Annotated in this window: 17 protein-coding genes; 16 read left to right on the top strand and 1 reads right to left on the bottom strand. The window is 36.5% G+C overall.

Annotated features, from left to right (window positions below; translation table 11 throughout):
• Positions 1 to 126 precede the first annotated feature (126 nt).
• The 6 genes from V179_RS0110470 (at position 127) to helD (ending at position 8,106) form a co-directional block, all read left to right on the top strand.
• Entirely contained in the window at positions 127 to 1,122 is a 996-nt protein-coding gene (locus V179_RS0110470) for an XdhC family protein (protein ID WP_028391397.1), read from the top strand.
• Positions 1,119 to 1,739, top strand: coding sequence for a nucleotidyltransferase family protein (locus tag V179_RS0110465; protein WP_028391396.1), 621 nt, complete (start codon positions 1,119 to 1,121; stop codon positions 1,737 to 1,739). The genes V179_RS0110470 and V179_RS0110465 overlap by 4 nt, the downstream gene beginning before the upstream one ends.
• 151 nt (positions 1,740 to 1,890) lie before the next feature.
• A complete protein-coding gene (locus V179_RS0110460) occupies positions 1,891 to 4,209 on the top strand; it encodes a xanthine dehydrogenase family protein molybdopterin-binding subunit (protein ID WP_028391395.1) in 2,319 nt (772 codons plus the stop codon).
• A complete protein-coding gene (locus V179_RS0110455; RefSeq protein ID WP_028391394.1) occupies positions 4,209 to 5,042 on the top strand; it encodes an FAD binding domain-containing protein in 834 nt (277 codons plus the stop codon). The genes V179_RS0110460 and V179_RS0110455 overlap by 1 nt, the downstream gene beginning before the upstream one ends.
• Positions 5,043 to 5,093: 51 nt before the next feature.
• A complete protein-coding gene (locus V179_RS0110450; protein WP_028391393.1) occupies positions 5,094 to 5,549 on the top strand; it encodes a (2Fe-2S)-binding protein in 456 nt (151 codons plus the stop codon).
• A gap of 304 nt (positions 5,550 to 5,853) precedes the next feature.
• Entirely contained in the window at positions 5,854 to 8,106 is a 2,253-nt protein-coding gene (helD, locus tag V179_RS0110445) for an RNA polymerase recycling motor HelD (protein WP_028391392.1), read from the top strand.
• Between the two features lie 172 nt (positions 8,107 to 8,278).
• On the opposite strand, the gene V179_RS0110440 is transcribed toward helD, so the two are convergent.
• Positions 8,279 to 9,463, bottom strand: coding sequence for an alanyl-tRNA editing protein (locus V179_RS0110440; protein WP_028391391.1), 1,185 nt, complete (start codon positions 9,461 to 9,463; stop codon positions 8,279 to 8,281).
• A 304-nt stretch (positions 9,464 to 9,767) separates the two neighbouring features.
• Between V179_RS0110440 and V179_RS0110435 the strand changes: the two genes are divergently transcribed.
• From V179_RS0110435 to V179_RS0110390, 10 genes are all read left to right on the top strand, one after another.
• Positions 9,768 to 10,418: an AroM family protein gene (locus V179_RS0110435; RefSeq protein WP_028391390.1), complete on the top strand. Its 651-nt coding sequence runs from the start codon at positions 9,768 to 9,770 to the stop codon at positions 10,416 to 10,418.
• Complete coding sequence (locus V179_RS0110430; RefSeq protein ID WP_028391389.1) at positions 10,411 to 11,178, top strand: IclR family transcriptional regulator; 768 nt, start codon at positions 10,411 to 10,413, stop codon at positions 11,176 to 11,178. The genes V179_RS0110435 and V179_RS0110430 overlap by 8 nt, the downstream gene beginning before the upstream one ends.
• Before the next feature lie 12 nt (positions 11,179 to 11,190).
• Positions 11,191 to 12,423 (top strand): M20 family metallo-hydrolase, encoded by a 1,233-nt coding sequence (locus V179_RS0110425; RefSeq protein WP_028391388.1) that lies wholly within the window; start codon positions 11,191 to 11,193, stop codon positions 12,421 to 12,423.
• A 255-nt stretch (positions 12,424 to 12,678) separates the two neighbouring features.
• Positions 12,679 to 13,410 (top strand): IclR family transcriptional regulator, encoded by a 732-nt coding sequence (locus V179_RS0110420; protein WP_028391387.1) that lies wholly within the window; start codon positions 12,679 to 12,681, stop codon positions 13,408 to 13,410.
• 15 nt (positions 13,411 to 13,425) lie between these two features.
• A complete protein-coding gene (locus V179_RS27755; protein WP_051404926.1) occupies positions 13,426 to 14,802 on the top strand; it encodes a dihydroorotase in 1,377 nt (458 codons plus the stop codon).
• A gap of 133 nt (positions 14,803 to 14,935) precedes the next feature.
• Complete coding sequence (locus V179_RS0110410) at positions 14,936 to 15,133, top strand: DUF3311 domain-containing protein (RefSeq protein ID WP_028391386.1); 198 nt, start codon at positions 14,936 to 14,938, stop codon at positions 15,131 to 15,133.
• Positions 15,130 to 16,617, top strand: a complete 1,488-nt coding sequence (locus V179_RS0110405; protein ID WP_028391385.1) for a sodium:solute symporter family protein — start codon at positions 15,130 to 15,132, stop codon at positions 16,615 to 16,617. The genes V179_RS0110410 and V179_RS0110405 overlap by 4 nt, the downstream gene beginning before the upstream one ends.
• Positions 16,618 to 16,999: 382 nt before the next feature.
• Positions 17,000 to 18,616 (top strand): GGDEF domain-containing response regulator, encoded by a 1,617-nt coding sequence (locus V179_RS0110400; RefSeq protein WP_235179023.1) that lies wholly within the window; start codon positions 17,000 to 17,002, stop codon positions 18,614 to 18,616.
• 151 nt (positions 18,617 to 18,767) lie between these two features.
• Positions 18,768 to 19,136, top strand: coding sequence for a response regulator (locus tag V179_RS0110395; protein ID WP_028391383.1), 369 nt, complete (start codon positions 18,768 to 18,770; stop codon positions 19,134 to 19,136).
• Positions 19,126 to 21,990 carry an ATP-binding protein gene (locus tag V179_RS0110390; protein ID WP_028391382.1) on the top strand — a complete coding sequence of 955 codons (2,865 nt, stop codon included), beginning with the start codon at positions 19,126 to 19,128 and terminating at the stop codon, positions 21,988 to 21,990. The genes V179_RS0110395 and V179_RS0110390 overlap by 11 nt, the downstream gene beginning before the upstream one ends.
• Positions 21,991 to 22,066: the final 76 nt, after the last annotated feature.

Genomic DNA, 22,066 nt, shown 5'->3' with positions numbered 1-22,066 from the left:
TTCTAGGAATAGGGTAATCGTGAATATAAATAGGTTAGACCCTTTTTGTATGTACAGGCTGGACCCTTCAAAGGAAATGGTGGAGTTTTAACGCCATAGGAGTTTTGTATGAGATGGGGGAATTATATGGAAGATATTTACCGAGTATTAGAAATGATTGGCGATACAAGGAATAAAGCATTGGCGACCGTTATTCGTGTTGCAGGATCGGCCTATAAAAAAGAAGGTTCTCAGATGCTTATTTTTGAAGACGGAACTCAAATAGGCATGTTAAGTGCTGGTTGCTTAGAAACAGATTTAGCGATTCAAGCACAAGAAGTGTTGAAAAAACAAAAAGCTATTTTGCTTCAGTACGATATGAGCGAAGAAACAGATTTAGCGTGGGGCCAAGGGGCTGGCTGTAATGGAACAATTGATATATTGCTTGAGCCAGTCAATGGAAAAGTTCAAAAAGATTTCATATTAGTAAAGCAATTGCTAAATTCCAATCAAAAAGTAGTCTTGTTGAAAAAGTATTCAGAAGTAGGGGAGTATCTCTTTATCCCAAGTAAAGATAAGGCATTTGGTAAGTGGTCAGGTCAAATACCTGAAATAAATTTTGATGTAAAAAGCGGAGTTATGGCAGATCAGCCAATTTTTCAACATACTTATCAGCCGAAACCACATTTAATTGTGTTCGGTGCAGGTCCTGATGCTAAACCGCTCGTTTCTCTAGCCGCAGAAGCTGGTTTTTCTGTAACTGTGTGTGATTGGCGGGAAGAGTTCTGTCAGAAAAGGAATTTTCCAGATGCGGATCAGCTTTTTGTTGGCTTTCCAACTGAACTTATGAAAACTATCTCGATTTCTTCTGATGCCTTTGTTGTTATTATGTCGCATCACTTTCAACGGGACCAACAAATTCTTTTGTCATTAATAGATAAAAAGATAAGGTACTTAGGTATTTTAGGACCAAAAGAAAGAACAAAACGGCTTCTTAAGTGTGAAAACCTTCCAGATTGGATTCATTCGCCTATTGGCTTGCCGATTGGGGCTAAAGGTCCATTTGAGATTGCAATTAGTGTTTTAGCTGAAATGATTGAAGTATGGAGAAAACCGGTTCATAAAAGAGTGGAGTATGTATGAATCATTCTGGTTTAGTGGGAATTTATCTAGCGGCAGGTAAAAGTAGCAGAATGGGCAGAGCTAAGCTTAACTTACCAGTTGGTAATCAATTCATAGGAAGTATGGCTTTCAGGGCGGCGCTTGAGTCGAAATTAGATTACACAATTGCTATTACTCGAAAGGGAGATTCCCTTAAATGGTTGGCTCCTTTTTCGAAAATCAAGGGTTGGAGTTATTTGGAATGCTTAAAAGCTAATCAAGGCCAAAGTGCTTCACTTAAAGCAGGGGTAAGGGTGGCGGCTGAACTGGGTGCTGCTGGCGTGGTTGTCTTACTAGCAGATCAGCCCTTTGTAACGAGCCAGATGATAAATCGCTTAGTTGATGAATTTAAAATCTCACAAATTGTTTCTTATATTTCTTTCACACATGAAGGAATAGTAAAGCCACCAGTACTTTTTGCAAAGAGTCTCTTTCCAATGTTATGTGAATTAACAGGTGATCAAGGAGCTCGAACTATTATCCGTGAGGAAATAAAAGAACAAGGAAAAAAACTTGAAATAAAAAGTGATCTTCATTTTTGGGATATTGACACAGAAGAAGAATACCAACTTTTGAAACAGCAGATGGAGAAAAGTTAGATAAGTAGCTTTATAGATAAGCCTTAATATATGGTAGATCAGCCCTGGCAATTTCGGACGGCTAAAACTTACAAAATGAATATTTGTAAACTAGGAATATATTATCGAAACTTAGTAAAATACAAACTTTGAAGAATACGGAGTGGTGAAATTGGATGTTATTGGAAGAAGTATCCTTCGTAAGGAGTCTCAGGATAAAGTGACCGGAAGAGCGAGATACACACATGACCACCACTCAAATACTATGCTCTCGGGGAAAGTTGTTATTAGTCCATATGGCCATGCTAAGATTGTCAAAATCGACACAATAGAGGCGAGGAATATGCCTGGCGTTAAAGCGATCCTCGCTGGAGAAGAATTTCCGCTTACTGGTGAAGATATTCGTGATAGACCACCGCTCGCTGTAGATAAGGTACGCTACCATGGAGAAGCGATTGCTCTTGTTATTGCTGATACACCAGGTCAGGCCAAAAAGGCAGCCGACCGGATAAAGGTCCAGTATGAATTACTGCCTGTAGTTCATTCGCCGATACAAGCGTTTCAAAAGGACGCCCCATTAGTGCATGAGCGCTTAGGGGAATATATAAAAGATAATCATACCTACCCTGTTCCAGGAACAAACATAGCAACACATATTAAAATCCGAAAAGGTAATATGGAAAAAGGCTGGACTGAAAGTGTAACGACTGTCGAAGCAGATTTTTCATTCCCACCTTCCGATCATGTTGCGATGGAGACTAGATGTTCCATTGCAGAGATATTGCCCGATGGAACCATCAAAATCATGACATCATCACAAGCCCCATTTATGGTTAAACAATTAATTGCGAAATACTTTAATGAAGATATTGGAAAAATAATCGTGGAAACACCATTCGTTGGTGGTGCATTTGGCGGCAAGGCATCGGTACAACTTGAAATCCTTGCCTATTTAGGGTCGAAAGCAGTTGGTGGGCTGCCGGTGAAAATATTAAATTCAAGAGAAGAAGATATTTTAATGTCCCCATGCCATATCGGCTTGGATGCAAAAATAAAATTCGGAGCTGACCACCTTGGGATTATCAAAGTAGCTGAAATTCGCTATTTATGGGATAGCGGTGCTTACTCGGATAAAGCTATTGACCTTACGAGAGCTGGAGCAGTTGACTGTACGGGTCCTTATAATATTGAGAATTTATGGTGTGATTCTTATTGTATGTACACAAATCATCCATATCCAGCCCCATTTCGCGGTTTCAGTCATTCAGAACTTTCATTTGCTATCGAAAGAACTATGGATTTATTAGCACAAAAATTACAAATTGATCCTCTAGAACTTCGTTATCGAAATGCGATTATGAAAGGCCATACAACGCCAACAAGGGTTCTTTTGAATCAAAGTAATGTTGGGGACTTGCAGAAATGTATTGTTAGATTGAAAGAATTAATCAGTTGGGATGAGGGACAGGTCAAGGAGATGAATAACCACTTGGTCAGAGTGAAAGGAATTAGTTGCAGTTGGAAAACTTCAACAATTGATCCAAACGCCCCCTCAGGTGTGATTTTAACGTTTAATCGCGATGGCAGTATAAATCTAATGTCAGGAGTCATAGAAATAGGTACAGGGACAAAAACCGTACTTGCTCAAATTCTTGCAGAAAGGTTGAAGATGATTGTGGACAACATTCATGTCAAGATGGAAGTAGATACACAAACAACACCAGAACATTGGAAGACTGTCGCAAGTAGGGGCATCTACATGGCTGGAAGAGCCTTATTAGAAGCTGCAGAAGATGTCATCAATCAGTTGCGGGAGATAGCTTCAATTGTACTTAGGGCACCGAAGGAAGATCTTGAAATAGCTGATAGTCGGGTATTTTTGCGTGACAATCCTTTAATGGGGCTCCATTTTCAAGATATTTGCTATGGATATCAATATCCAAATGGAAACTCAATCGGTGGCCAAATTATCGGGACAGGGAATTTTATTATGCGCCATCTTACCCATTTGGATCCTGAAACAGGGGCAGGGAAGCCTGGACCAGAATGGACGGTTGCTGCGTATGGGGTTGAAATAGAGTTTGATCGCCGTGATTTTACATATCAACTAGTGAAGGCGGCAACGGTTGTTGATATTGGTACTGTATTAAATAAAAAAGCAGCGTTAGGTCAAGTGATGGGTGCAATGAGTATGGGTTTAGCGTTCGCTGGACGAGAAACCTTTTATTTTGATCAACTTGGTCGAGTTTTGAATCCGCAACTACGTACTTACCGACCGCTTCATTATGGAGAAAACCCTGAATATCTTGTTGATTTTGTTCATACCCCTGACCTTGAAGCACCGTACGGGGCACGTGGGGTTGGCGAGCATGGACTTCTAGGGATGCCGGGTGCATTAGGGAATGCCTTGTCTGTTGCTGCTGGAGTTTCACTTCATCATTTACCTCTAATTCCAGAGTTGATCTGGAAAACGAAGGAGGCGAAGAGCTAATGTTACCGTTTGATTTTGAGTATTATAAGCCAGCATCATTGAAAGAAGCGATCGATCTTTACCAAACTGCAGCAAAAAATAGGAAAAAGCCAATGTTTATTTCGGGTGGTACGGAATTAATCACTCTAGGAAGAATTAATCTTGTTCACACTGAAGCGGTTATTGATTTGAAAGATATTGCCGAATGCAAGGTCATGCAGTTTGAAGGGGATTATCTCGTCATCGGAAGTACATTATCTCTTACAAAAATTGAAGAAACCAATCATTTTCCATTATTAACAAAAACGGCGAGTGAAGTAGCTGACCACACTTCTCGTGGAAAAATCACCCTTGGAGGCAATATTTGTGCACAAATTTTTTACCGTGAGACTGTACTTCCGTTTTTACTAGCTGACAGTCAAGTTGTAATTGTCGGACCTAGTGGTATCAAAGTGTCACCGATCAATAATTTGTTTCATGAACAGCTTCAATTGGGAACCGGCGAGTTTCTCATCCAAGTCGCAACGGCTAAGAGGTTTGTTACTGCCCCGTTTGTTAGTATAAAACGACGACAACAATGGGACACTGGCTATCCTTTAATCACGGTCGCAGCTTTAAAAATCGGTGAAGAAGTGAGGGTTGCATTGAGCGGTTTATGTCCATTTCCCTTTAGGTCCAAGATAGTAGAGACCTTATTAAATAATCGGGAGTGGCCAATTGAGGATAGGGTCAATAGTGCTTTATCGGAATTACCGGGCCCAATCCTTAACGATGTGGAAGGATCAGCAGAATACAGACTCTTTGTATTGCGGAATTTATTGCATGATGTTTTAGAAGTATTGGGAGCTAGTTAAATTTTTTTATATTCATAAAAAATTACTAGATTGAAAAAGGGTGTGATAGGCATGAAATCCCAAATAATTGAATTATATGTAAATGGTGATTTGCGCACGGTGACGGTACGGTCAGCAGACACACTGCTATATACAATAAGAGGAAAGCTTGGTTTGACAGGGGCAAAGCCAGGTTGTTTAAATGGCGACTGTGGCGCATGTACGGTGAATGTTGACGATTGGCCAATGAAATCGTGTTTGATGCTCGCTGTCGAAGCCATTGGCAAAAATATTACGACGATAGAGGGGTTGAAAAAAACACCTATTCAGCAAGCTTTCGTTGACAACTTTGCGTTTCAATGTGGTTACTGTACGCCAGGCTTTATTATGAACTGCCATTCACTCATTCATCAACATCCAGATGCTGATGATAAAACCATTAAAGAGTGGCTTGGATCAAATATTTGCCGCTGTACAGGTTATGCCGAAATCGAAAAGGCAGTTAAAACAGTTTTAGAAAATCAATAATCAGAGTTTATAATCAGCAAAAATAAAACAAAAAGGAAATTTTCAAAATGTTGCTTTCTACTAGAAAAAACTAAGATTGGAGAAATTGTGAACATCTTGGAATAATTTCGACTATCGATTTGAAAATAGTTGCATAGTGATTTGAATAAATTGAAGACAAAAGCTCGGTGTGAAGTTCGTCAATGTTTTTATGAAAAAGGTTTAATGCTTGTATTCGACGGAGTTTTCTGATAATATAAATATCCATTTCACCGCTGCAAACGATTGTCAAGACGCTTATTTCAAGAGATGAAAGGAGAACAAAATGACATCGCAGCAGCATCCGGATTTTAAACATGAACAAGAAAGATTGGAGTTTACGAAGCGGTATATCGACGTCGTTATTAAGACTGCGGCAACGAGTAAAGATCAATTTAAGAAGATTATGCAAGAGACATTTGGAGATGAAGATTGGCAAGAGTCGGGAAGGTATTCAGAATTGCTAACAACGGCCAATTTTTTTGATATGTCCAAATCTGAGTTGGAAATCTTAAGAAAAGCAAAAAGTAAACCATATTTCGCTCGGGTCGATTTTTCACGTGACGAAAATGGCCTAAAGGAAATGCTGTATTTTGGCAAGGCATCCTTATACCAGCGAGAAAATCAGGAGCAGATTATTGTGGATTGGCGTTCGCCGATTGCAAACCTTTACTACGAGGGGCGAATTGGACCGATAACTTATGAAGCTGAAGGGGAGAAGTTCTCGGGAGATATAACGTTAAAACGGCAATTAATGATTGACAGCGGAAAATTAGAAGAGATCCGAGACATTGACTTAACGACAACCGATGAACTTCTTCAAGAATCGCTTTCTAAGAGTTCGAGTAATCGCCTGACAGAAATTGTCTCGACGATTCAGGAAGAACAGAACAAGATTATTCGAGCAGATTTAAATAAACCAATTATCGTTCAAGGAGCAGCTGGAAGTGGAAAAACTACGATCGCCTTGCATAGGATTTCATACTTCATTTATCACTACAAAGATTTGTTCGACCCAAGACAAATGATGATTCTTGCTCCAAGTCGTCTATTTATCGATTATATTTCGGAGGCGCTCCCTGAGTTAGGAGTCGAGAAAGCAAAACAATTTACGTTTACTGAATATGTCCAAGTAGCAATTGATTGTGAATTAAAGCTTGTTCCTGATAAAAAACTAATCGATCTACTTGAAAAAAATGATGAGGATACATTAGAGTCTATCTGGGTGTCTAATATCAAGGGTTCTTCGCAATTTAAACGAATTCTTGATCAATTTATCATGGACATAATAAATCGATTTGTTCCAACTGAAGATTTTTATTGTGACAAGTATCGCTTATATTCTGCTAAAAAATTCAAAAAGTTAGTAATGGAAGAATATTGGTATATGCCGATATACACTAGGATTGAAAAATTAAAACAAATCTTGCAAAGTCAAGTGAAATCTAAGAAAAAAGCAATGCTTGAGCGAGTGATGGTGTTCTACGATGCTCGAATTGAGAAAGCCTTATATAAAAATATTGATCCTACTATTCGCCGAGAATATGTGACAAAATGTCTTGATAAGAAAGCAGAACGCCAGGATGAAATTAAGAAAGAAGTGCGCAATTCTGTTAAAAACTACTTTAAACAATTTGAACGAAAAACGATTTTTGAGTATTATCAAGAAGTGTTCTCTGATCCAGAAATACTAGTTACATATAGTAAAAATTCTTTCACTATTCATGAAGCAGAGCGACTTTGTGTATATCAATCGCAGTTTTTTAAAAGAAAGCAGTACGAAGTTGAAGATTTAGGAGCGATTCTTTATCTTTATTCCCATCTTTTTGGAGTGGATAAAGAAAAGCGAGCGAAGAATATTGTCATTGATGAAGCTCAAGATTATAGTTTTATGCAGCTGCAGGCATTAAAAACAGCTTCAGACACTGATATGTTTACACTCGTCGGAGATCTTGCTCAAGGAATTTATTCGTATCGAGGATTAGAGGAATGGGACGAAGTCCATCGGAGCATCTTTCCCAGGGCTACCTACACTGAACTTCAAAAAAGCTATCGAACAACAGTAGAAATTATGAATGAAGCAAATAAACTATTGGATTTATTGCCTTATCGTTTTCCTCAAGTAGAGCCTGTAGTTCGTCATGGTGAGAAACCGTCATTTATAGAAATTAAAGATGATCAATGGGGCAAAGAACTACTTGAGCGGACTACTAAAATGAAAGAGCAAGGATTGCGGACATTTGCCGTGATTGCGAAAACAATGGATGATTGCCGCGAAGTGTATAATATTTTGAGTGAGATTGATTCATCAGTTTGCTTGCTTGAAGAACAAGCTTCTATACCTAAGGAACGTTTGGTTATTTTGCCTTCGTATCTTGCCAAAGGTCTGGAGTTTGATGCGGTGTTTGCGATTTCCTTGAACGAAAGATATGAGCGTGAACGTGAATTAGATATCAAACTTCTTTATGTGGTCATGACAAGGCCATTACATCGCTTGTATTTTATCGGTAATTCAGAAGAGGATTTTTTAATAAAGTGAACCCTCGATCTATTTATCCCGCATTAACGGGCAGTAAGACCCCCACCGATTGAAGTTTCACTTTATCAGTCTGAACCAACTTTCATACCAATTTTTTGTTAATAGGAGGAAGGTTCAGACTGTGCATTTTGTTTGGTTGATTAAGTATTTTAATTATAGAAAGATATTTCTATTATTTTTCTGTTAATTTCTTTAGTTCTAATTTTGCAAAGGTTAAAAAACCGGCTAACGATTCATAATCGGGAAATCCAGCTTGAGCTGATTTGTCGTTTCCTCCGCCTTTTCCACTATGCCTTCCTAAGTTCTGTTTGAAAAATTGTCCGCATTGAACCTCATTTATCCCATTTTGATAAAGGACCGCTTTATTTTCTGAAACAGAGCCGAAAAGGACCACCGCTTCTCGTTCAGATGTAATCTTCGTGGCAAGCAATTGTAGCTCTTTCAGAGTTTTATTGGGAAACTCGCGAGTGATAAGAAACCCGTTGTTTTCAGACAGGATTTCTTTCATTTCAATGAATGCCAATTCTTCTTTTAATTTTTCGTTTGCCTCAAGTAGATGCTTTTGGTTTTGCTCAGACTTATTTACACGGTCAAGAATGTCATCCCGTCCTGCACTGTACTTACTAGATAATGCTGTGAGAATCGTTAAGCTTTCTTGGAAATCTTGTAATGCCCGAAATCCGCATTTGAAATAAATGCGAGTGAAGCCTTTGTGTTTTTCCGTTTTCAGTAGTTTAATTATTCCGATTTCCCCCGTTTGTCGGACATGTGTTCCACCACATGGGTTATATTCGATTCCTTCCATTTCGACAATACGAATATTTTCGGTAACCTTAGGTAGCTTCACGACGGGCAATTCTTTAAGCTGTTCAGAAGTAATGAAATAGGTATGTAACTTTTTATTTTCGTAAATATATTGATTCGCAAGTTGTTCGATTGTTTTCATTTGATCGTGAGAAATATCTTTAATGTCCACATCAATCGTCACATAATCTGTACCTAAGTGAAAACTTAATGTGTTTGCATCAAATAACTCACGGCATACAGCAGATAGTAGATGCTGGCCGCTGTGATGCTGCATATGGTCAAAACGGCGCTTCCAGTCGAGTTCACAATGAACCTTACCTAGTTCTGGCTTACTGGCTAAAACATGAACAATCGCCTCATTTTTAACTTGCACATCTAATACCTCAATTCCACCAATCCTTCCGCGATCAGCTGGCTGGCCACCACCTTCTGGATAGAATGCCGTTTCAAACAATGTTACGTAGAAATGGCCGTCATTTTCAGTAGCTGTTAGAACTTCAGAATCCCAAGCTTTAATTGAAGTATCTTCATAATATAGTTTTGTTGTCATTACTTTCTCCTCCTAAAACCAAATATCGTCATTATATCATGTAAGAATGAACCAATAATATAGTTAATCTGAGTATTGATTTCATAGTAGAATTTTATAGTACTCTAAAAAAATCTAGCTTCTTTTTCTCAATTATTTGTTTTACCAATTGCTAAGATCCTTTAATTTATTTAGGGTTTTAGTTATTTTTATTTCCAGAAAGTAAATTGACAACGTAAATTCCATTAGGTAATATTTCTGATATACCTATTATAGAAATAATTGTTTCTATAATTGAAACGACAAATAATATTGGAGGTATAGGATGGTTACTTTAATAACGATTGGTCAGACCCCTAGGGATGACTTGTTGAAAGCGTTTAAAAGGGAGGGGATATGTGACTATCAACTGGTTGGTGCACTTGATCATGTTTCGCAAAATGAAATAGATGTATTAGTAAAACAACCGGGAGAAGAAAAATTATACGTTGTATTGAGAAACGGAATGGCAAATATGAGCAAAGGCACGATCGAAAAAAAGGTTGAAGATGTAATAAAAGAATATGAGGATAGTTCTGAAGTTATTGCAGTGTTATGCATGAGTGAATTTACGTGTACAGCTAATCGAACAGAAATAATTTATCCGATTAAAGAATTGAAAGAAAAGGTAGGAAATATAAAAAACGGTGATACTACCATCATATTTGTTCCAATCAAAGAACAGATAGCAACAGCGAAAATAAAATGGGCAATTGTAGAAGGGAATAAACATATTGTAGCTGTTCATCCAAAATCTGAAGCAGTACATGAAGAAATGATTAGAGAGATTGAATTACATCATCCAAAGTATGTGATCATGGATTGCTATGGGTATGACTCGGATTTAGTAGCTCAAATTGAAAGTAAATATTCATGCACTTGCTATAACGCCCAACATTTAATTGTTCAGAAAGTGAAGGCAGTTAGGAATGAATAAAAATAGTTCAGAAATTTTATTAACCTTAGATAAAGGATTACAAGTTATATCGCATTTATCGATGATAAATAGACCAATATCAATTGGTGAATTATCTAAAATAATGAAGATAAATAAATCAACTTTATTCAGAATATTAAAAACGCTGCAAAGAAGAGGATTCGTCTTTCAACAAGATAATGGTGATTATGGTTTGCGTCCTGAGGAATTTAATATTATTGTGGATCGATTTGATAAAAACGAAGCTCTGCAACGCACATTACGACCGGAATTGGAGAAATTATCGAGTCAATGTTCAGAGACGGTAACTCTTTCGGCTCTTGTGGACGAAAAAGTGGAATGCATTGATAAAATAGATAGTCCCAAATCCGTACATGTAACCCATATTATTGGCAGATATTCAGCTTTACATGCAGCTGCTTCTGGAAAAGCGGTATTGGCTTTTATTCCTCAAGCGAAAATAGATAGGATTATGGGTGAAGAGGTTTTGGAGAAATTTACTGATTCTACAATCGTTTCAAAAGAGATACTTGAACAGGAGTTAAAACAAATAAAAAAGAATGGATTTGCTGTTAGTCATGGTGAGTTAGATTTAGGAATTAGTGCAGTAGCTGCACCCATATTCTCGAAATCTGGAAAAATAGTAGGATCTGTTAGCATCCTTGGAATTAGTCAAAAATTTTCGGAAGAAACAATCAAAAGTCTTTCAAAAGCTGTGATTAAAACAGCTGATAATATGTCAGTATTATTAAACTATTAATGGGGTGTAAAGATGGAATTGATAAATAAAGATCGATTATGGAAAACAATAAATGATTTAGCTGATATCACAATTGAGAATCAACCATGGACAAGACGGTCATTTACTGCCAAATATAATCAAGGGCGAGAATGGTTAATGAGTGAAATGAGTGAAATAGGTTTAGAAGTAAAAAAGGATGAAGGGGCTAATGTAATTGGACGATTGATTGGTACTGAACCAAACCTACCTCCAATTGTTATTGGATCTCATACTGATACTGTTCCAAATGGAGGAAGATTTGATGGAATTGCTGGTGTACTTGTAGGATTAGAAATTGTTAAGTCTTTGGTTGAACATAACATTGCAATCAAACATACAATTGAAATTGTAGATTTTACAGCAGAAGAACCATCAGAATACGGTTTATCTACAGTTGGTAGCCGTGCATGGTCTGGTAACTTAACCAAAGAAATGTTGACTTACACGAATTCGGATGGACAATCGTTATCCGCTGCGATTACATTCGCAGGGGGAGACCCAAATAATCTATTTAAATGTAAAAAAGAGAAAGGTACAATCGCTCTATATTTGGAATTGCATATTGAACAAGGACCAGTTTTATTAAGAAAGAATGCGAATTTAGGTGTTGTAACAGGGATTGTAGGAATTCAACGATATAAAATTTCAGTAGATGGATTACCAAATCATGCAGGAACAACACCGATGGATATGAGAAATGATGCTCTTACAGCAGCTGCTGAAATGACACTTGCTTTAGAGAAAGCAGCAAATGGAGAATTTGAGCAACCAGTTGTTGGAACAGTTGGCGTTTTTAATAATTTTCCTAATGCATCAAATGTGGTACCTGGAAAAGTAGAATTCGCTGTTGAAATTCGTAGTATTTCTGAAGAGGTGATTGACAAAGTAGCAAATGACTTTTTAGAAAATGTTGATTCAATTGCAGGGGATAGGAATGTAAATGTACAAATTGAAAATATCTCAAGATCAAGTTCAATTGTAGTAAATGATGAAATTAAGCAATTATTACATAACTCATGTAGAAAAGTGACAGATAGTGTCATTGAATTACCAAGCGGTGCTGGTCATGATGCAAATCAAATGTCATTGCTTGCTCCGGTAGGGATGATATTTATACCATGTAAGGATGGTAGAAGTCATTGTCCGGAAGAATGGGCAGAGAAAGAGGATTTATATTTAGGAGCAAAGGCTATGTTAAATGCTGTTCTAGAGTTTTCAAAATAAAGTGAAACTTCAATCAGTGGGGGGTCTTACTGCGCGTTAACGCGGGATAAATCAGGTAGATCAAAATGTAAAAAAGAACTATTCATCTATTTATAGAAAGAATAGTTCTTTTTATTATATTATCTTTTCAAAAAAGCGCTTGCAATATGATTACTAAGTATATATTATCAAATATAGATAATGTATTATCATTAAATGATAATTGTAATGAAATTGTTGATTGCAATTTCACATTCTTAAGAACGGAGGATTGTAGTGAGTGCAGAAAAAACTTTAGAAATATTGGAACAATTTGATTTTGAATCAAGAACTCTTTCTGTCCCAGAACTAGCAGCTAAACTCCAACAACCACAAAGCTCAGTATATAGACATATGAGGGTGCTTAAAGAAAAGGGGTACATTGTTGAGAGTTCACCTGGATTGTATAGCTTGGGATATGTTTTTTTAAAATTAGCTAAGATTGTAAAAATGGATATTGATCTACCAGTCGTTTCTCAAGTAGCAATGAGAGAATTAACTCGATCAATAGGAGAAAGCTCTATATTATTAGTGCCCTCCAATTTACAAGCGGTTTGTTTAGCAGCCGTTCCTTCTGGACATCCAATTAAAGTTTCATCTGAACAAGGAAATATTGTGCCTATCTACGGAGGAGCTTCTTCCAAAGCTTTATTGGCCTTTATGGGCGACCAAATTGTTAAAGATCTTTATCTTAGTGGAGTTGTAAAAAAACACACGAATCAAACGATTCTCGATTTGGATGTCATGTTAGACCATTTAGAGGAAATTCGCCAAAAAGGGTATTCTTATTCGGAAAGTGAAATTGATGATGGTGTTATTTCTTATGGTATGCCGATATTTGATAGCGACAAAAAGCTAGTTGCATCTTTGAGTGTTGCTGGCCCAAAAGAAAGAATGGAAAGAAAAGAGAAGAATGATATTGTACAGGCAATAAAAACTGCTGTAGAAAAAATTGAAAATCAACTATAAGGGAGTTTTTACCTCATGACTAAAGTAGATCAAATTATTAAAGGGAATATTGTTACTAAAGATACAGTAATCCACGGTGAAGTAGGAATTAAGGAAGGTAAAATCGTTAGTATTCATGAAGGATCAGGAAAATTAGAGTCCGAAAATATCAAAGATTTTGGTGATGCATATGTATTTCCGGGAACGATTGATGTTCATGTGCACTGTTTTAGTAATCCAAATGAAGGATTTGTTACAACTAGTTCTTCTGCAGCAGCAGGTGGGATCACAACTTTCTTAGATATGCCTTATGATTTGCCAAACCCAATTAATAATGTTGAGCAATTCAAAAAGAAAGTTAAGCAGTTAGAAGAAGAAGCGGTTGTAGATATTTGTTTATGGGGAACCATTTCGAAGAAGGGTGGAACGGATCAAATTATTCCTTTAGCAGAAGCTGGAGCGATTGCTTTTAAGATGTCTACTTTTGAAACAGATGAGTATCGTTTTCCGAGAATTCCAGATCCGGAAATCTTAAAAGCTATGAAACTGATTGAAGAGACAGGTTTACGAGCTGCTTTCCATTCAGAAAACGATGAAATAATTGTTGATATGATTGAACAATATCAGAAAGAAGGAAAGGTTTATCCAAAAGCGCATAACGAAACTCGGCCGCCAGTTACCGAAACAAGCGCTGTATTAAAGTTATTGGAATTTGCCTATTGGACGAATGTGAAACTTCATATTGTTCATGTTAGTCATCCGAGAACAATAGATTTGATTAAACTATTCCAAGCCCAAGGGGTTAAAGTGACTTGTGAAACATGCTATCCGTATTTATTAATGGATGTAGATGATCTCGAGAAATACGGGCCAGTTGCGAAAAACAACCCACCATTAAGAGAAAAAGAGGAAGTTCAAGGTTTGTGGGAGCATATCAAAGAAGGCAATATAGATTTAATCTCTTCTGACCATGCTCCATGGAGTGCTGAACAAAAAGTAAAAGGGAATGAAAATATTTTCCTTGCGTCATCAGGGTTGCCTGGCGTTGAAATTATGACACCATTAATGTTTAACAGCACCGTTTCAAATGGAAAATTATCACCGAATGACTTTGCTAATTTAATGTCTACACATCCAGCAGAAGTATTTAATATCCCTGGAAAAGGGCAAATCAGTGTAGGATTTGATGCTGACTTCACTGTAATTGATCCGAATCAAAAAACAGTTATTGACCAAAATTCATTTAAATCCTTCTCGAAATTAACTCCATTTGATGGTCAGGAATTGAATGGTAAAGTTATTTCAACAATTGTACGTGGTGAGGAAGTTTTTGATGGAGAAAATGTGACTCAAAAACCTGGATTCGGAAAATTTGTTGCCGGATCAGCAGCAAAAGCAACTATATCTATGTAAGTATTAAGGTGAAGTCCGTGCTTCTTTAGGTAGGAGCTTCCAATTAGATGGGGAAGAACCCCATCTGATTTCCATAAATGTTTAATCAAGTAATAGGATGTACTTTAAAACATTTGAAAGGCATGGTGAAGATATGAAATTATACTATTTACTAGCGATATTACCCTTTATTGCAATATTAGGTGGAGCTCCTTTTGTAAACAAAGTCGAACCTTATGTATTAGGTTTACCGTTTTTCTTATTTTGGATCATATTTTGGGCATTATCATGCTCAGTGATTATGTTCGTTATTTATCGTTTGGATCCTCTTAATAAGGAGAATGAAGAATGAATATAGCATTGTTAATTATCACACTATTTTTAATTATAAGTATTGTTATGGGGCTTTTAGCCAAACGTGGGAAAGATATGAGTATGGAACAATGGGCAATTGGCGGCCGGGGTTTTGGCGGGGTATTTGTATTCCTCCTGTTAGCTGGTGAAACTTATTCCGTTTTTACGTTGCTAGGAACGAGTGGATTAGCATTTAATAATGGTGCAGCAGCCTTTTATTTATTAGCTTTCACTGCTTTAGGAACAATAACATCCTATTGGCTATTACCAGTCATTTGGAAATATGCGAAAGAAAACAATGTAGTATCTCAATCGCAATTCTTCTCCAAGAAATATAACAGTACAGGGCTTGGCGTATTCGTTGCAATAGTTGGTGTAGTGGCACTGATTCCGTATATCACGATACTGTTTAAATCAATGGGGATTTTAGTTGCAGCAACATCATATGGTGCTATTTCATCAAATGTAGCCATTTGGGTAGGGATGATTGCACTATTAGGTTATGTAATGGTTTCAGGAATCCATGGATCGGCGTGGACCTCTACAATTAAAGATTTCTTAATATTCTTCGTTATCTTATTTTTGGGAATTTATTTACCATTGCATTACCACGGAAGTTTTCAAGGGCTGTTCCAAGCGGTTAGTGAGGTTAAGCCTCAAGCGTTAACCCTTCCTGAGAAAGGGTTGAGCGTTTCATGGTTTATCTCAACTGTTGCAATTAGTTCCTTTGCGTATTTCATGTGGCCTCATGTTGCACCAACAGTATTTGCGTCTAAAAATGCAAAAGCATTTCGTTTAAATGCAGTATTGCTACCGATATACGCTATTATGGTACTATTTGTTTACTTCGTTGGATTTACAGCAATTGTCCAGCTTCCAGGCTTAGAAAACGGTGACTTTGCATTGTTAGAACTTTCAATGAAGTCGTTTGATCCATGGTTTGTCGGAATTATAGGTGCAACAGGATTGCTTGCAACACTAGTTCCTGGATCGATGATGTTAATGTCAGCAGCTACAATGATTACGACCAACGTAATAGAACCTTTAAAGCCAGGGGTTTCTGATAAAAGCAAAGCGCTCTCGGCAAAAGGATTTGTTATATTATTATCAATAGTATGTGCATTTTTCTCCATGAGTGAAAGTAGCACATTAGCCACTTTATATTTGACATCATTTAGTTTAATTACCCAAATGGCTCCATCGTTGTATTTAAGTTTAAGAAAGAATAATGGAATTACTAAATATGGTGCTGGAATCGGAATGCTGGTTGGTGTATCGATTGTTATCTATGTCACATTTACTAAAACGACAATGGCTATGTTATTTCCATCGCTTCCAAGTGTCATTCAAGATTTGAATATTGGTATAATCGCTCTTGCTGCTAATATTTTGGTAATGTTTATTATAAGTTCACTTACAAAAAATACTAGTATGAATGATAGAACCAATGGAAATAAAAGCGATATAAAGTTAACGAGTTAAATAGAGTAATACTATAACGACTGTAAATCAAAAGGGATACATGTTGGGGCTCCACTTCTATCGTTTGTAGAACACAAACGATAGAAGTGGAGCCCTTTTGTTTAAGCATGACTGTTAAACAGTTGAAATGTTAAGAAGCGCAAAGATCTCAATAAGAGGTCTCCTCATTATAAGAGTATTAATGCGACTCCAAAACCTATTATGAATACAATGAAAAGTATTCCAGTAACTTACCCACCTAAACTAACTACTAAAATAACCTAATGAAGGTTGTGGTGCGGAGCTGATCGTGAGTAGCCCCGTCCTTTACCACAGAAAAATTTCTATGTAATGTGAGTTGATTGTATTATGATGAAGGTAAGTTTGTAATAGGGGGATATTTGTGAATTTGGAAAAATATAAGAATCATTTAATACAAAATACAAAAAAGATTTTAACGGATTGGTTTGAACCTAAAGAAAATGAAGGAATTCCTCAAAGAGACGTCTATCGTTTTCTACATTCCATCAAAGGAACTGCTGGAACCATTCAGCTTGGCGGTCTGATGCAAGTATCTGATCGGCTGCTTTTGGACCTTGATGAAAATAGCCAAAAAGTTTGGGAGCTTGATGAGCTAAGAAACTTTTTATTTGATTTAATGGAGTTAACTTATGAATATGAAAATTTTGAACATGTAACAATAAAAACTAGTACAATCCGACCTTCGAATGCACCGCTAATCCAGATAATTGATGATGATGTGTCCATGTTAATTCTACTTAAAGATGTGCTTGAAGAAAAAGGTTGGATGGTCATTACAAATACTGATCCTGAAAAAGCAGTTAATCAATATTTCGAAATGCAGCCTGATCTTTTAATTCTAGATATACATTTACCTATGAAAGACGGCTTTCACGTTTTAGAAGATATACAGACTCATAATGAAAAGTATTTCATTCCTAAGATGATAATAAGTATACAAAATGACAAGCAAACAAGAATAAAAGCTTATCAATCTGGTGCAGATGACTTTATCGGTAAGCCAATTGATATTGAAGAGTTCATTGTGAAGATAGAACGACATATACAAAGGAAGAAAATGTTTGATCAATCGGTCTTAATAGATGAATTAACTCAAATCTATAATAGAAGATTTTTGGAAGAAACGCTTCCGCGATATTTTCAAGAATATAAACGGTCGAAACAGTCATTCTCAATCAGCGTGGTAGATATTGATTACTTTAAGCAAGTGAATGATACATACGGACATTTGTTTGGGGATAGAGTGCTAAATGAATTTGCCCAATTTATTAAAAGATCCATTAGAAGTTCTGATTTAATTTTCAGGTATGGGGGAGAAGAGTTTGTCATTATATTTCCAGGAACCAAGAATATAGATGCTCAACAAAGGCTGACGGAACTTATTCATGAATTTTCCCAAAAAGTGTTTATATATAAAGAGAATAGTTTTACCGTCACATTTTCTGCTGGATTATATACGGTTGATGATGAATTCGTAACTCCTGAAGAAGCGTTTAAGTATGCAGATCACGCTTTATACGAGGCAAAGCGTTTAGGGAGAGCGCGGGTGGAGACTTCTGGAAGGTCCCTTTTTTACAAAAAGAATATACTCAATGTGTCAGTCATTGACGATGATATCATTATTCGAACCATGCTCTACAAAATAATCGAATCGATTGACATGGGTCATTTAGAACTGAATATTGCGGTCTTTGAAAATGGACCTTTATTTTTTGAATCGGGAAGGGCAGATGACGGTCGGGATCATTTTTTGATTGTTGATGGAGTCATGCCAATCATGGATGGACTTGAGGTCTTACAAAAAGTGAAGTCTGGTCCTTATGCAAACCAATTCTCGGTATTAATGCTGACTGGACGAAAGAGCAAAGAAAATATTGCTCAAGCATTGAAGCTTGGTGCAGATGATTATGTTACAAAACCTTTTTCAGTGCCTGAACTTCAGGCGCGAATTGAACGTTTACTAAAACGAGAAAAATAATGCAGATATGCTAGAAAAAATGATAAAAAATCCGATCTATATAGAATGGGTGTTATTAGAAGATCACTTACAAGTATGAATATGATAGAAAAATAATGTGAGTGATTCAGCTATTTTCGATTTCTACTCATTTTATTCAAGGAGGAAAAACATGAAACGGATTTTATTGGCAGAAGATGAAGCGGTGTTACGGATGTTAATTGTTGACACGCTTGAGGATGAAGATTTTATCGTTGACGAAGCGGCTGATGGCCAAGAAGCACTTGATTATTTGAAAATGGAAAAATATGATCTTGTAATTCTTGATTATATGATGCCGGTATATACAGGTCTTGAGCTAATTGAAAAAATTAAGGCAGGCGAAACACTGGGACATTCGAAAATTTTGATGCTTTCAGCAAAAAGTCAAGCCTATGAACAAGAAAGAATTCTGTTAGCAGGTGCGGACTATTTTATGGAAAAACCATTCAGTCCTCTTAAACTTTTAGAGAAAATTGAGGAAATTGTAAATGAGGCTTAGTAATTATTTTCGGAACAGCCTGTCCAGACAGGTTATTTTACTCATCAGTGCTTGTTTCATATTTGGTCTTTTAGGTACTGCCATTTTGTTTTTTCTTCAACAAAACTTAAATCATCAATATATCGAGAATCGCAAGGTCCTCGTTGAAAAACGGAAAACGATTAATGCGATTTATGATGAATATAACGCAGTTTTTTTAGATATTAGAGGATATGTTGCATTGAATAACCAACAATTGATGGAGCGTGCAAGAGGCAAAGAAAAGGGGATAAGAGCGTTAATTTCAGAACTAGAACGGGATAGTGTGACTATTTCTGATATATCCAATTTCCGAGAAATGGTTGAGTTTTCAGATTATTACTTTGGTGATGTGTTGTCAAATATGATTACCAATTATGAAAATGGTAATCATACTGAAATTCTTGATATAGCAAATACAGAGACTACCATGAAAGTGGAGCGGTTTCTAAAAGATACGAAGGCCATAAGCTCAGCGCTTGATAATCAGTTAGCGAAGAATGTAGTCGAACTTAGTAAAAATCAATCAAATTTACAGCTAATCTTTATTGGTTTTATTGTTCTCTTCTTATTGTTCGTCCAATATATTATTCGAATGATTTTTAGAAATATTGGCAAACCACTGATTGACTTCTCATTTGCCGCAAATGAAATTGCCGCTGGTAGAGAAGCGATTATTCATGTGGATCCTAAGAGAAAAGACGAATTAGGTACGCTATCTGTTGCTTTCCAGAAGATGGTTGAAAGTATTCAGGAAAAAGAACAGGGATTAGTTGCTCAAAATGAAGAGTTAATCGCCCAACAAGATGAATTACATGCACAGCAGCATGAACTTGAAGCCACATTAGAAAGTCTTAGATCACATGAGCAAAAACTCTCTAGAAGAAATGAATTAATTCATAGTATTTCTAGTACCTTAAATAAAAAAGAAGTTCTGCAAAGTGTTGTTCAAAACATGTGTAAGTTGATTGGTGCAGATCGAGGAATCATTAAACTAGTAGAAGAAGACGCTTATGCCGCCTTTGGTCTAACACAAAAAGGTATCGATCGATTTATTCGTTTTATGGATATAGGGTTGGTACAGCGTCTGTTTGAGACAAAGCAAGCATTCACCTTGAAACGGGAACAAGAAATTGCAGAAAAAGGATATCATGAGAATATAAACTATTGTTATGATTTGTATTTACCCGTTCTATCATCTTTGGATAAAGTTGAAGCAATCATGGTGTTCAGCCGATATGGTCACAATTTCTCAGACAAGGATTTAAGTGAATATGAAGCCTTAGCCAGACAAATTGCAATTTCTCTTGAAACAATCAGGATGTATGAAGAAACGGAGAGTAATCGTAATTTAAATCAAGATATTTTAAATGCAGTTCAAGAAGGAATTCAGTTGATTGATCAAGATGGTAAAACGATTCAAGTAAATCAGCGTCTAAATACCATCTTTAATCAAAAAACATTAATAAATGGTTGGATAGGATTGACATGGACGCAATGGAGCTCGCTTATGGCTCAGCAAATTGAAGGGGATAAATTCCTCGTCGATTTGAAAAAAGTCATTGAATCAGCCGTAAATGCAGAAGATGAGCAATCATTTGTTTATTGTAAAAAGGATACAAAACAAATAATTAAGGTGTATGCGAAAACGATCTATCATGGGGATGATACACTAAGAACAATGCTTGTCCATCGCGATATAACGAAAGAATACGAAGTTGATCAAATGAAATCTGAATTTGTAAGCACAGTGAGTCATGAATTACGGACTCCTCTAGCAAGTGTCCTAGGTTTTACGGAACTTCTATTAAATAAAGAATTAAAGCCAGAAAGAAAAATGAAATATTTGCAGACGATTTATAATGAAGCAAATCGGTTAACTCTATTAATTAACGATTTCCTTGATGTTCAAAGAATGGAGTCAGGTAAGCAAACATATGAGAAGAAATATGTGGATTTATATCCAATTATCGAAACGGCAATCGAGCACCAAAAAGTGAATACGACCCTTCATCATTTTGCGCTTAAATCGGATGTACATCAGTCCATTGTTTTTGGCGATAAATCTAAGCTTGAACAAGTGTTTACGAATCTTCTTAGCAATTCAATAAAATACTCGCCAAATGGGGGAAATATTACAGTAAGAATAAGTGAGAACCTTGAATCCGTATTCATCGAAATTGAGGATGAAGGATTGGGTATTCCTAATGACGCTATTCCACATTTATTCCAAAAGTTTTATCGAGTAGACAATTCGGATCACAGAAGAATTGGCGGAACTGGGCTTGGACTAGCAATTGTTGAAGAAATTGTAAAAGCTAGTGGTGGAAAAATACTCGTCGAATCTGTATACGGAAAGGGAAGTGTCTTTAAACTTGAATTTCCAAGAGTGATAACAAGAGAGCTAACGAAACAAGCGGAAGGAATCTCATCAGATTTGAATTACAATATCATTGTCATTGAAGATGATTTAAGTTTAGCTGAACTTTTAAAACTTGAATTACTTGATAGCGGATTCCATGTTAGTTACTTTAGCAGTGGAAGTCAAGCGTTTGAGCAAATGAAAAAAGCTGTCCCAGACGCCATTGTTCTAGATATTCTACTTGAAGAAGATGAATTGGATGGCTGGAGTATTATGAAAGAATTAAAGGGAAATGAACGATTCCAACATATACCGATTTTTGTTTCAACAGCTCTAGATGAAAAAGAACTAGGTTATTCTTTAGGTGCTCAAGAATATCTTGTAAAGCCTTACCAGCCAAGTCAACTTTCAAAAGTGATTATGCACACTTTGTTAAGTAATGGGAAACAAGGTCAAATCTTAGTGCCTGAATAATCAATTTACATTTATTGTGATAGATGTAGGTGATGTTGAAATCTTTAGTAGGAACGCCTGGATAGGTTTAACAGAA

The organism is Bacillus cihuensis, from assembly GCF_000504145.1.
Lineage (GTDB): Bacteria > Bacillota > Bacilli > Bacillales > DSM-1321 > Peribacillus > Peribacillus huizhouensis.
This window is presented reverse-complemented; position numbering and strand designations above follow the sequence as displayed.

Bases quoted from the DNA above. Each gene is read 5' to 3' on its own strand.
- V179_RS0110470 (WP_028391397.1), top strand. From the start codon at position 127: ATGGAAGATATTTACCGAGTATTAGAAATGATTGGCGATACAAGGAAT.
- V179_RS0110465 (WP_028391396.1), top strand. From the start codon at position 1,119: ATGAATCATTCTGGTTTAGTGGGAATTTATCTAGCGGCAGGTAAAAGT.
- V179_RS0110455 (WP_028391394.1), top strand. From the start codon at position 4,209: ATGTTACCGTTTGATTTTGAGTATTATAAGCCAGCATCATTGAAAGAA.
- V179_RS0110450 (WP_028391393.1), top strand. From the start codon at position 5,094: ATGAAATCCCAAATAATTGAATTATATGTAAATGGTGATTTGCGCACG.
- helD (WP_028391392.1), top strand. From the start codon at position 5,854: ATGACATCGCAGCAGCATCCGGATTTTAAACATGAACAAGAAAGATTG.
- V179_RS0110440 (WP_028391391.1), bottom strand. From the start codon at position 9,463: ATGACAACAAAACTATATTATGAAGATACTTCAATTAAAGCTTGGGAT.
- V179_RS0110435 (WP_028391390.1), top strand. From the start codon at position 9,768: ATGGTTACTTTAATAACGATTGGTCAGACCCCTAGGGATGACTTGTTG.
- V179_RS0110430 (WP_028391389.1), top strand. From the start codon at position 10,411: ATGAATAAAAATAGTTCAGAAATTTTATTAACCTTAGATAAAGGATTA.
- V179_RS0110425 (WP_028391388.1), top strand. From the start codon at position 11,191: ATGGAATTGATAAATAAAGATCGATTATGGAAAACAATAAATGATTTA.
- V179_RS27755 (WP_051404926.1), top strand. From the start codon at position 13,426: ATGACTAAAGTAGATCAAATTATTAAAGGGAATATTGTTACTAAAGAT.
- V179_RS0110410 (WP_028391386.1), top strand. From the start codon at position 14,936: ATGAAATTATACTATTTACTAGCGATATTACCCTTTATTGCAATATTA.
- V179_RS0110405 (WP_028391385.1), top strand. From the start codon at position 15,130: ATGAATATAGCATTGTTAATTATCACACTATTTTTAATTATAAGTATT.
- V179_RS0110395 (WP_028391383.1), top strand. From the start codon at position 18,768: ATGAAACGGATTTTATTGGCAGAAGATGAAGCGGTGTTACGGATGTTA.
- V179_RS0110390 (WP_028391382.1), top strand. From the start codon at position 19,126: ATGAGGCTTAGTAATTATTTTCGGAACAGCCTGTCCAGACAGGTTATT.